Source organism: Burkholderia sp. AU44665 (genome assembly GCF_030504405.1).
Taxonomy (GTDB): domain Bacteria; phylum Pseudomonadota; class Gammaproteobacteria; order Burkholderiales; family Burkholderiaceae; genus Burkholderia; species Burkholderia semiarida.
Genome location: NZ_JAUJRI010000013.1, coordinates 142638 through 153063 on the forward strand (window position 1 = coordinate 142638; position 10426 = coordinate 153063).

Sequence of the window (10426 nt, forward strand, 5' to 3'; positions counted from 1 at the left end):
TCAAACGCGCGCGGCCGGCCCGGCGCCGGCCGGCATCGGCCGGCGACGCGGCGCGGAATCACTGAGCGGACTGAGTGGTCTGCGCGGCCTGAGTGGACTGAGTCGTCTGCACGGGCGGCAGCAGCTTCCATTGCGCGAGGATGCCGGCGATCTGCCGCGCGTACTTGTCGCGCAGCGACGGCGTTTCCGAATGATAGGCGCCGACCGCCTGCCACGTGTTGCCGTAGCGGTTCATCTTCTGTTTGAGATGCCACGCGGCGATGTACACGTTCTTGCACGGCTCCATCAGCGTGTCGCGGCCGATCCCGTAGCGCGACAGCGTCGGCAGGTGGATCGAATTGATCTGCATCAGGCCGTAGTCGACCGAGCCGTTCGTGTTCTTGTTCAGCGCATCGGGCCGGTTGCGCGACTCCTGCCAGGCGATCGCGCGCAGGATCAGCGGATTGACCTGCTGATACCTGGCCGCTTCGTCGAAACAATCCGCGCGCGCGTTGCCGCTGGCGAACCATGTGCCAGCGGCGATCAACGCGATCGAAGCGAACCGTCTGTTCATCGTGCGAAAAACGAAAAGGAATGGCGCGAAGCTCGGGAAAACCCGTGCGTGTTATTAGTGCGACGAGAAACGTGCCGCCCGTATCATACCGGCAGACCGTCGAATTGCGACAGGCAGGAATACGGCAGCCCGGTTATACCGTATTTTCGTCTCGGCTCATCGCAAAAAGCGTGAGGGCCGCCGCGCGAAGGGTTGCGCCGATCCTTACATATTGCATACGATTTACCGCACGCATGTCGTATGTGAGACAGTCTTCGGATCAATGTGATATTTCGGACATGAAAAACTGCTAATGTCGCCCTTTTCGGACTTGGATCTCAGCACTACCGCCGGAAGTGGCCTGAGCCGGCATCGACCCATTTATCCATGACAAGAAATCGCTTCGTTATGCGGCGTGTTGCCACGACCCTGCTCGTGGCCGGCATCATCGTCTCGCAGGCCGCCTACGCTCAGGTCACGCTCAACTTCGTGAATGCGGACATCGACCAGGTCGCGAAAGCGATCGGCGCCGCGACCGGCAAGACCATCATCGTCGACCCGCGTGTGAAGGGTCAGCTCAACCTCGTGGCCGAACGGCCGGTGCCGGAAGACCAGGCGCTGAAGACGCTGCAGTCCGCGCTGCGCATGCAGGGCTTCGCGCTCGTGCAGGATCACGGCGTGCTGAAGGTCGTGCCGGAAGCCGACGCGAAGCTGCAGGGCGTGCCGACCTACATCGGCAACGCGCCGCAGGCGCGCGGCGACCAGGTGATCACGCAGGTGTTCGAGCTTCGCAACGAATCGGCGAACAACCTGCTGCCCGTGCTGCGGCCGCTGATCTCGCCGAACAACACGGTGACGGCCTACCCGGCGAACAACACGATCGTCGTGACCGACTATGCGGACAACGTGCGCCGCATCGCGCAGATCATCGCAGGCGTCGACAGCGCCGCGGGCGCGCAGGTGCAGGTCGTGCCGCTGCGCAACGCGAACGCGATCGACCTCGCCGCGCAACTGCAGAAAATGCTCGACCCGGGCGCGATCGGCAACAGCGACGCCACGCTGAAGGTATCGGTCACGGCCGACCCGCGCACCAACGCGCTGCTGCTGCGTGCGTCGAGCGCGTCGCGCCTCGCAGCCGCGAAGCGCCTCGTGCAGCAGCTCGATGCGCCGAGCGCGGTGCCCGGCAACATGCACGTCGTGCCGCTGCGCAACGCCGATGCGGTGAAGCTCGCGAAGACGCTGCGCGGGATGCTCGGCAAGGGCGGCAACGACAGCGGCTCGTCGGCGTCGTCCAACGATGCGAACAGCTTCAACCAGAACGGCGGCTCGTCGTCGAGCGGCAACTTCTCGACCGGCACGTCGGGCACGCCGCCGCTGCCGTCCGGCGGCCTCGGCGGTTCGTCGTCCTCGTCCGCGTATGGCGGCGGCTCGTCCGGCGGCGGCCTTGGCACCGGCGGCCTCCTCGGCGGCGACAAGGACAAGAGCGGCGACGACAACCAGCCGGGCGGGATGATCCAGGCCGACTCGGCCACCAATTCGCTGATCATCACCGCGTCCGATCCGGTTTACCGGAATCTGCGCTCGGTGATCGACCAGCTCGACGCGCGGCGCGCGCAGGTCTATATCGAAGCGCTGATCGTCGAGCTGAACTCGACGACGCAGGGCAACCTCGGCATCCAGTGGCAGGTCGCGAGCGGCCAGTTTCTCGGCGGCACGAACCTGAACCCCGGGCTGGGGCTGGGCAACAGCATCATCAACCTGACGGCGGGCGGCGTGACCAACGCCGCCGGCGGGATCACCGGCGGCGGGCTGGCCTCCAACCTCGGCTCGCTGAGCCAGGGGCTCAACATCGGCTGGCTGCACAACATGTTCGGCGTGCAGGGGCTCGGCGCGCTGCTGCAGTATTTCGCGGGCGTGAGCGACGCGAACGTGCTGTCGACGCCGAACCTGATCACGCTCGACAACGAGGAAGCGAAGATCGTCGTCGGCCAGAACGTGCCGATCGCGACCGGCTCGTATTCGAACCTGACGAGCGGTACGACGAGCAACGCATTCAATACCTACGACCGGCGCGACGTCGGCTTGACGCTGCACGTGAAGCCGCAGATCACCGACGGCGGGATTCTCAAGCTGCAGCTCTACACGGAGGATTCGGCGGTCGTCAGCGGCACCACCAACGCGCAGACCGGGCCGACCTTCACGAAACGCTCGATCCAGTCGACGATCCTGGCCGACAACGGCGAGATCATCGTGCTCGGCGGCCTGATGCAGGACAACTACCAGGTGTCGAACAGCAAGGTGCCGCTGCTCGGCGACATCCCGTGGATCGGCCAGTTGTTCCGCTCGGAATCGAAGCAGCGCGCGAAAACCAACCTGATGGTGTTCCTGCGCCCGGTGATCATTTCCGATCGCAGCACCGCGCAGGAAGTCACCGCGAACCGCTACGACTACATCCAGGGCGTGACGGGCGCGTACAAGTCGGACAACAACGTGATCCGCGACAAGGACGACCCGGTCGTCCCGCCGATGCCGCTGGGCCCGAGCCAGGGCGGCACGCCGGCCGGCAACCTGTTCGATCTCGACAAGATGCGCCGGCAGCAGTTGCAGCGCCAGGTCGCGCCCGTGCCGGCGCAGCCGTTGCCCGAAGCGACGCCCGCGCAGCCGCAAAGCGTGCCGCAGCAGGCGGTGCCGCAACAGCCGCTGACCACCGCGCCGGGAGCCTCGCAGTGAGCGACGTGCTCGCGTCCTCCGCCCACGACGGCGCGCCGGGCGAGCGCCAGCCGCCGTCGCCGCTGGCCGCGCGCCTGCTGCCGTACGGCTTCGCGAAGAGCGGCCAGGTGCTGATCGCGCATCAGCTCGACGACACGCTCGAGGTGTGGATCAGCGAACGCACGAGCGACGCCGCGCTCGCGGAGATCGCGCGCAACTTCGGCTCGATCGCCGTGCACCGCGTGCCGGCCGACGAACTCGCGCAGGCGATCAACCAGGCCTACGCGCGCCAGGACGGCAGCGCCGCGCAGGTGGTCGGCGAGGTCGAAGGCGAAGTCGACCTGTCGCGGCTGATGCAGGACATCCCCGAAGTCGAGGATCTGCTCGAATCGGAAGACGACGCGCCGATCATCCGGATGATCAATGCGCTGCTCACGCAAGCGGCCCGCGAACAGGCATCCGACATTCACATCGAGCCGTTCGAGAATGCGTCGGTGGTGCGCTTTCGCGTCGACGGCACGCTGCGCGACGTCGTGCGCCCGAAGAAGGCGCTGCACGGCGCGCTGATCTCGCGGATCAAGATCATGGCGCAGCTCGACATCGCGGAGAAGCGCCTGCCGCAGGACGGCCGCATCACGCTGCGCGTCGGCGGCCGGCCGGTCGACGTGCGGGTGTCGACGCTGCCGACCGGGCACGGCGAGCGCGCGGTGCTGCGTCTGCTGGAAAAGGACGCGCAGCGCCTGAACCTCGAAGCGCTCGGGATGGGCCGCGATACGCTCGTCCAGTTCGACAAGCTGATCGGCCGCCCGCACGGCATCGTGCTCGTCACCGGCCCGACCGGATCGGGCAAGACGACCACGCTGTACGCGTCGATGTCGCGGCTCGAAACCGCGACGACCAACATCATGACCGTCGAGGACCCGATCGAATACGATCTCGCCGGCATCGGCCAGACGCAGGTGAACGAGCGGATCGGGATGACTTTTGCCCGTGCGCTGCGCTCGATCCTGCGACAGGACCCGGACGTGATCATGATCGGCGAAATCCGCGACCTCGAAACCGCGCAGATCGCGGTGCAGGCGTCGCTGACGGGCCACCTCGTGCTCGCGACGCTGCACACGAACGACGCGGCGTCCGCCGTCACGCGTCTGACAGACATGGGCGTCGAGCCGTACCTGCTCGCTTCGTCGCTGCTCGGCGTGCTCGCGCAGCGCCTCGTGCGCCAGCTCTGCCCGGTCTGCAAGGAAGAACGGCACGAGGAAGGCCGTACCGTGTGGCATCCGGTCGGCTGCGACAAGTGCGGGCATTCGGGGTATTCGGGCCGGCGCGGCGTCTACGAACTGCTGCTGGTCGACGAGTCGATCCGCGCGCTGATCCACCGCAACGCGGCCGATGCCGAGATCCTGGCCGCCGGCCGCGCGGAAGGCATGCGCACGCTGCGCGACGACGCGGAGCGCTGGCTCGCGGCCGGCGCGACGTCGCTCGAGGAAGTGCTGCGCGTGACGGGAGGCGCATAGCGCGATGCCGGCATTCCGTTTCGAAGCAATCGATGCGGCGGGACGCGCGCAGAAAGGCGTGATCGATGCCGACAGCGCGCGCGCCGCGCGCGGCCAGTTGCGCACGCAGGGGCTCACGCCGCTCGTCGTCGAGCCGGCCGCGAGCGCCACGCGCGGCGCGCGTTCGCAGCGGCTCGCGTTCGGCCGCAAGCTGTCGCAGCGCGAACAGGCGATTCTCACGCGCCAGCTCGCGAGCCTGCTGATCGCGGGGCTGCCGCTCGACGAGGCGCTCGGCGTGCTGACCGAGCAGGCCGAGCGCGACTACATCCGCGAACTGATGGCCGCGATCCGCGCCGAAGTGCTCGGCGGCCATTCGCTCGCGAATGCGCTGGGCCAGCACCCGCGCGATTTTCCGGAGATCTACCGCGCGCTGGTCGCGGCCGGCGAGCACACCGGCAAGCTCGGCATCGTGCTGTCGCGCCTCGCCGATTACATCGAGCAGAGCAATGCGCTCAAGCAGAAGATCCTGCTGGCGTTCACGTATCCGGGCATCGTCACGCTGATCGCGTTCGGCATCGTCACGTTCCTGCTGAGCTACGTCGTGCCGCAGGTCGTCAACGTGTTCGCGAGCACGAAGCAGCAGTTGCCGATCCTCACGGTCGTGATGATGGCGCTGTCGGAATTCGTGCGGCACTGGTGGTGGGCGATCCTGATCGCGGTCGCGCTCGTCGTGTGGTTCGTGAAGGCGACGCTGTCGCGCGCCGGGCCCAGGCTCGCGTTCGATCGCTGGGTGCTGACCGCGCCGCTCGCGGGCAAGCTCGTGCGCGGCTACAACACGGTGCGCTTCGCGAGCACGCTCGGCATTCTGACCGCGGCCGGCGTGCCGATCCTGCGTGCGTTGCAGGCGGCCGGCGAGACGCTGTCGAACCGCGCGATGCGCGCGAACATCGACGACGCGATCGTGCGCGTGCGCGAAGGCTCCGCGCTGTCGCGCGCGCTGAACAACGTGAAGACGTTTCCGCCGGTGCTCGTGCACCTGATTCGTTCGGGTGAAGCGACGGGCGACGTGACGACGATGCTGGATCGCGCGGCCGAAGGCGAGGCGCGCGAGCTGGAGCGCCGCACGATGTTCCTGACGAGCCTGCTGGAGCCGCTGCTGATCCTCGCGATGGGCGGCATCGTGCTCGTGATCGTGCTGGCCGTGATGCTGCCGATCATCGAGCTGAACAACATGGTGCAGTGACGTGGCGGCCCGATCGCGCGTGCCGGGCCGCGGCCGTCAGCGCATGTAGATCGCGGGGGACGGCGTGTTCGCCGGGAGCTGGACTTCGGCGCGCGCGCCGTTGCGGTCGACGATGATCGAGCGGCTGCGCACTTCGGCGAGCTTCGCGCCGGGGGTGAGCTCCGCGCCGAGCGACACGGCGCGCGGCGGTTCGCCGCCGATGCCGACGATCGCGGCGCCGCCATGATCGAGCGCGAGAATGCCGAACAGGTGAATGTCCTGGACGGGATTCTTGTCGAGCTGGCCGCCGAAGAGCGCGGCGGCGTCCTCGGTGCGGATCGGCAGCCGCGCGGCGGCGGCGGGCAGCGGCGCTTCGCGGGCCGACAGCGTGACGACCCAGTAGGTGGCCGTCGCGCACAAACCCGCGAAGAGGGCGAGGGAAAGGATCCGGATCGAGAGCGCGTTCATGCGCGCTATTGTACGGATGTATGTGAAATTTGCGTTGGGTGAAAGCCCTCGGCGATGCGCGCCTTACAATGCGGGCTCCGCGCCCGGGGTATCGGAAGCCTGTCGTCAGGCCGGCATTCCGGAATGCCTGTCGGGTGCGTCACTCAATCGACGACATTTTTTGGAAAGAGGTAGTCAGTCATGCAAACGTGGATCACTCGCCGCAACGCGGCCGTGCGTCGTCAGCGCGGTTTCACGCTGATCGAGATCATGGTGGTGGTCGCGATCCTCGGGATCCTGGCGGCGCTGATCGTGCCGAAGATCATGAGCCGCCCGGACGAGGCGCGCCGCATCGCCGCGAAGCAGGACATCGGCACGATCATGCAGGCGCTCAAGCTGTACCGTCTGGACAACGGCCGCTATCCGACGCAGGAACAGGGCCTGAACGCGCTGATCCAGAAGCCGACCACCGATCCGATCCCGAACAACTGGAAGGACGGCGGCTATCTCGAGCGCCTGCCGAACGATCCGTGGGGCAACGGGTACAAGTACCTGAACCCGGGCGTGCACGGCGAGATCGACGTGTTCAGCTACGGCGCCGACGGCAAGGAAGGCGGCGAAAGCAACGACTCCGACATCGGCTCGTGGCAATGAGCCGGCGCTGATCGGCCCGACGTTTCATTCCCGTTCTTCATGCTCGCCATTCGCACGACCTCCCGCTGCGGCCGCGATTGCCGTGCGCATCGCGGTGCGGTGCCGTCCGTCCCGGCGGGCGCCGATGGCGGCTTGACGACGCCCCGCGCGGCGCGGCGTCGCGCGCGCGGTTTCACGCTGCTCGAAATGCTGGTCGTGCTCGTGATCGCGGGGCTGCTCGTGTCGCTCGCGTCGCTGTCGCTGACGCGTAATCCGCGCACCGACCTGCGCGAGGAAGCGCAGCGCATCGCGCTGCTGTTCGAGACGGCCGGCGACGAGGCGCAGGTGCGCGCGCGGCCGATCGCGTGGCAGCCGACCGCGCACGGTTTCCAGTTCGACGTGAGCTCGCCCGACGGCTGGCGCACGCTGCGCGACGACCTGCTGCGCCCGCGCGACTGGGACGGCGGCGTCACGGGCGCGGACATCGATTACCCGGGGTCGGACACGCGCGCGAACCGCGTCGTGTTCGGCACCGAGAGCATCGACACGCCGGTGCGCGTGACGCTGCATTCAGCCGCCGGCAGCGCGACGATCGTCGGCACCGGCAACGGCCGCTACGAGGTGCAATGACGATGCGTCGTCGCCTGCCCTTCCCCGTTTCTTCCGCCCGCGGCTTCACGATGATCGAGGTGCTGGTCGCGCTCGCGATCATCGCGGTCGCGCTCGCCGCGTCGATCCGCGCGGTCGGCACGATGGCGACCAATGCGTCCGACCTGCATCGCCGCCTGCTCGCCGGCTGGAGCGCCGACAACGCGCTCGCGCAACTGCGGCTCACGCATGCGTGGCCGGAGGTCGGCGAGCAGAGTTTCGACTGCTCGCAAGGCAACGTGCAGCTCGTCTGCACGCAGCGCGTGAGCACCACGCCGAACCCGGTGTTTCGGCGCGTGCGGATTTCGGTGAGCATGCCCGGCCGTTCCGGCGTGCTCGCGCAGATGGTGACGGTGGTCGCGAATGAAACCAGCCGTCCGCTCTGACGCGCCGATGCGACGCCCGTCCGCCCGTGCCGCCCGCGGCTTCACGCTGATCGAGCTGATGATCGCGATCGCGATCCTCGCGGTGGTGGCGATCCTCGCCTGGCGCGGGCTCGACCAGATCATGCGCGGCCGCGACAAGGTGGCCGCCGCGATGGAGGACGAGCGCGTGTTCGCGCAGATGTTCGACCAGATGCGCATCGACGCGCGGCTCGCCGCGACCGACGACGAGGCCGGCCAGCCGGCGATCGGCGTCGCCGGCAATACGCTGCAGATCGTGCGCGAGCTCGACGTGCCGGGCGTCGCGCCGCGGCTGCAGGTGGTCCGCTACCGGATCGCCGGCGGGCGCGTCGTGCGCTATGCGTCGCCGCCGGTCGACGACACGAACCGGCTGCGCACGATGCTGAAGGACAGCAGCGTCGAAGGCTGGAGCTGGGTCGCGCTGATGGGCGGCGTCGGCGCGATCGACGCGAAGCTGTACGTGCCGCGCGTGGGCTGGACCACCAACCTGCAGACGGCCGACGAAGCGCTCGCGCAGAACAACGACGCGCTCAAGGTGCCGCAGCTCGGCAACGCGCCGCCCGCGCGCGCGGTGACCGGGCTGCAGGTCAGCATCGGCGCGACGTCGCTGCGCGTGCCGGTCACGCGCATCTTCCTCGTCGGGGAATGACGATGCGTGCGCGCCCTTTCCGTCGAATGCCTGCCCGCCGCCAGCGCGGCGCGGCGATCATCACCGCGCTGCTCGTGGTCGCGCTGTCGGCGATCCTCGTGTCGGGGATGCTGTGGCGCCAGCAGGTGCAGATCCGCCGCATCGAGAACCAGCGCGTGATCGCGCAGGCACAGTGGGTCGCGCGCGGCGCGCTCGACTGGACGCGAATGATCCTGCGCTCCGAAGGCGACACCGCGCCCGGCATCACGTATCTCGGCGGGATCTGGGGCGTACCGATCGCGAAGACGAAGCTGTCGGATTTCCTCGGCCGGATCGGCGCGCCCAACGAGACGGGCGGCGACGACACCTACCTGTCCGGCTCGATCGAGGACGCGCAGGCGAAGTTCAACCTGCGCAACCTCGTGTCGTCGCCGGCGCCCGGCGTGCTGCAGTTGAACGTCACGCAGATGCAGGCGTTCCAGCGCCTGCTGACGACGCTCGGCTACGACAGTGCCTTCGCGAAGCGCATCGCGCTGCAGGTGCGCGCGGGGCTGCTGCATTCGGCCACGCGATTCCAGATGCCGAACCTGCCCGGCGGCGGCGGCACCGCGGCGAATGCCGCGACCGCACCGGTGACGAGCGGCGACATGCAGGGCAGCGGCTTCACCGACGATCCCGGGATGGCCGGCGGCGAGCGCGGGCCCGCGCCGCTGATGATGACGCGCGTCGACAGCCTGCTCGACGTCGACGGCGTGACACCCGAAATGGTCGCGCGGCTGCGCCCGTTCGTCACCGTGCTGCCGACCACGACGCCCGTGAACATGAACACCGCGCCGGCCGAAGTGATCGCCGCGCTGATACCGGGGATGAGCGTGTCGTCCGCGCAGGCGCTCGTCGCGCGCCGCGAGACCGTGTTTTTCCGAAACGTCGGGGACGTGCAGCTCGCGCTGCGCGGCGCCGGCGCGCCGCCGAACGTGACGATCGACTCGAGCCTCGTCGACGTCAATTCGAGCTATTTCATCGTGCATGGCCGGATCCAGCACGAACGCGCGGAGGTCGACCGTACCTCGCTCGTGTATCGTGATCCGACCACGCACTCGACGCGGATCGTGCGCATCCGCGATCAGCTATAACGACGCCAATCGGGAGAGGAGCGCTTGTGAGCACGTTGATTGTTTCTTTGCCGCCGCGCGAGCCGGCCGTGCCGCTGCAGGAATGGCAGTGGCCCGAGCTGCCGTTCATGCTCGTCGACAAGGCCGGCCAGGTGCAGCGCGCGGGCCGCGCCGCGCTCGCGCTGTTGCCGCGCGCGAACGCAACGGTGCTGATCGTCGCCGCGCGCGATGTGCTGCTGCTGGCCGCGACCGTGCCGCCGCTGAAGGGGCCGAAGCTGCGTCAGGCGCTGCCCAACATCGTCGAGGATCAGTTGATCCAGGATCCGCTCGGCTGCCACATCGCGCTCGATCCGGCCGCCCTGCCCGACGGGCGCCGCGTGCTGGCCGTCGTCGATCGCGCGTGGTTCCGCACGATCTGCGACGCGTTCACCGCGGCCGGCCACCGGCACCTGAGCGCCGTGCCCGCGACCCGCTGCCTGCCGGCGCCGCGCGCGCCGGCCGAAGCGGCATCCGCCGCGGCGCTGGCCGACGGTGAGGGTATCGACGCCGCCGCGCTCGCCGCGGACGCCGCCGCGCCGCTCGCCCGTCCGGCCAC

11 protein-coding genes are annotated in these 10426 nt (G+C 68.6%); 9 read left to right on the forward strand and 2 right to left on the reverse strand.

Going from position 1 to position 10426, the window contains the following annotated elements; translation table 11 throughout:
- Window positions 1–58: 58 nt before the first annotated feature.
- Window positions 59–553 carry a lytic transglycosylase domain-containing protein gene (locus QZM15_RS24015; protein ID WP_059638543.1) on the reverse strand — a complete coding sequence of 165 codons (495 nt, stop codon included), beginning with the start codon at window positions 551–553 and terminating at the stop codon, window positions 59–61.
- A gap of 366 nt (window positions 554–919) precedes the next feature.
- Between QZM15_RS24015 and gspD the strand changes: the two genes are divergently transcribed.
- Genes gspD through gspF form a run of 3 tightly spaced genes read left to right on the forward strand, consistent with a single transcriptional unit; the run spans window position 920 to window position 5980 of the window.
- Window positions 920–3262 (forward strand): type II secretion system secretin GspD, encoded by a 2343-nt coding sequence (gspD, locus tag QZM15_RS24020; RefSeq protein ID WP_060310251.1) that lies wholly within the window; start codon window positions 920–922, stop codon window positions 3260–3262.
- Between the two features lie 5 nt (window positions 3263–3267).
- Window positions 3268–4758 (forward strand): type II secretion system ATPase GspE, encoded by a 1491-nt coding sequence (gene gspE / locus QZM15_RS24025; RefSeq protein WP_316252109.1) that lies wholly within the window; start codon window positions 3268–3270, stop codon window positions 4756–4758.
- A gap of 4 nt (window positions 4759–4762) precedes the next feature.
- Window positions 4763–5980, forward strand: coding sequence for a type II secretion system inner membrane protein GspF (gene gspF, locus QZM15_RS24030; RefSeq protein WP_059638548.1), 1218 nt, complete (start codon window positions 4763–4765; stop codon window positions 5978–5980).
- 36 nt (window positions 5981–6016) lie between these two features.
- On the opposite strand, the gene QZM15_RS24035 is transcribed toward gspF, so the two are convergent.
- Complete coding sequence (locus QZM15_RS24035) at window positions 6017–6427, reverse strand: hypothetical protein (RefSeq protein WP_059638550.1); 411 nt, start codon at window positions 6425–6427, stop codon at window positions 6017–6019.
- A gap of 180 nt (window positions 6428–6607) precedes the next feature.
- Here QZM15_RS24035 and gspG point away from each other — a divergent pair, with 180 nt between their 5' ends.
- From gspG to gspL, 6 genes are all read left to right on the forward strand, one after another.
- Entirely contained in the window at window positions 6608–7060 is a 453-nt protein-coding gene (gene gspG, locus QZM15_RS24040) for a type II secretion system major pseudopilin GspG (RefSeq protein ID WP_027783126.1), read from the forward strand.
- A gap of 39 nt (window positions 7061–7099) precedes the next feature.
- Window positions 7100–7669: a GspH/FimT family pseudopilin gene (locus tag QZM15_RS24045; RefSeq protein ID WP_089464411.1), complete on the forward strand. Its 570-nt coding sequence runs from the start codon at window positions 7100–7102 to the stop codon at window positions 7667–7669.
- 2 nt (window positions 7670–7671) lie between these two features.
- Window positions 7672–8073, forward strand: a complete 402-nt coding sequence (gspI, locus tag QZM15_RS24050; protein WP_089464480.1) for a type II secretion system minor pseudopilin GspI — start codon at window positions 7672–7674, stop codon at window positions 8071–8073.
- Complete coding sequence (locus QZM15_RS24055; RefSeq protein ID WP_081075282.1) at window positions 8051–8740, forward strand: type II secretion system protein J; 690 nt, start codon at window positions 8051–8053, stop codon at window positions 8738–8740. Before gspI ends, QZM15_RS24055 begins: the two co-directional genes overlap by 23 nt.
- Before the next feature lie 2 nt (window positions 8741–8742).
- Window positions 8743–9852 (forward strand): type II secretion system minor pseudopilin GspK, encoded by a 1110-nt coding sequence (gspK, locus tag QZM15_RS24060; protein ID WP_059580677.1) that lies wholly within the window; start codon window positions 8743–8745, stop codon window positions 9850–9852.
- A 26-nt stretch (window positions 9853–9878) separates the two neighbouring features.
- A partial coding sequence (gene gspL, locus QZM15_RS24065) for a type II secretion system protein GspL (protein WP_302107381.1) occupies window positions 9879–10426 on the forward strand: 548 nt, incomplete at its 3' end.

Excerpts from the sequence above, each read along its gene's own strand:
- QZM15_RS24015 (WP_059638543.1), bottom strand. The coding sequence starts at position 553 with ATGAACAGACGGTTCGCTTCGATCGCGTTGATCGCCGCTGGCACATGG.
- gspD (WP_060310251.1), top strand. The coding sequence starts at position 920 with ATGACAAGAAATCGCTTCGTTATGCGGCGTGTTGCCACGACCCTGCTC.
- gspF (WP_059638548.1), top strand. The coding sequence starts at position 4,763 with ATGCCGGCATTCCGTTTCGAAGCAATCGATGCGGCGGGACGCGCGCAG.
- QZM15_RS24035 (WP_059638550.1), bottom strand. The coding sequence starts at position 6,427 with ATGAACGCGCTCTCGATCCGGATCCTTTCCCTCGCCCTCTTCGCGGGT.
- gspG (WP_027783126.1), top strand. The coding sequence starts at position 6,608 with ATGCAAACGTGGATCACTCGCCGCAACGCGGCCGTGCGTCGTCAGCGC.
- QZM15_RS24045 (WP_089464411.1), top strand. The coding sequence starts at position 7,100 with ATGCTCGCCATTCGCACGACCTCCCGCTGCGGCCGCGATTGCCGTGCG.
- gspI (WP_089464480.1), top strand. The coding sequence starts at position 7,672 with ATGCGTCGTCGCCTGCCCTTCCCCGTTTCTTCCGCCCGCGGCTTCACG.
- QZM15_RS24055 (WP_081075282.1), top strand. The coding sequence starts at position 8,051 with ATGAAACCAGCCGTCCGCTCTGACGCGCCGATGCGACGCCCGTCCGCC.
- gspK (WP_059580677.1), top strand. The coding sequence starts at position 8,743 with ATGCGTGCGCGCCCTTTCCGTCGAATGCCTGCCCGCCGCCAGCGCGGC.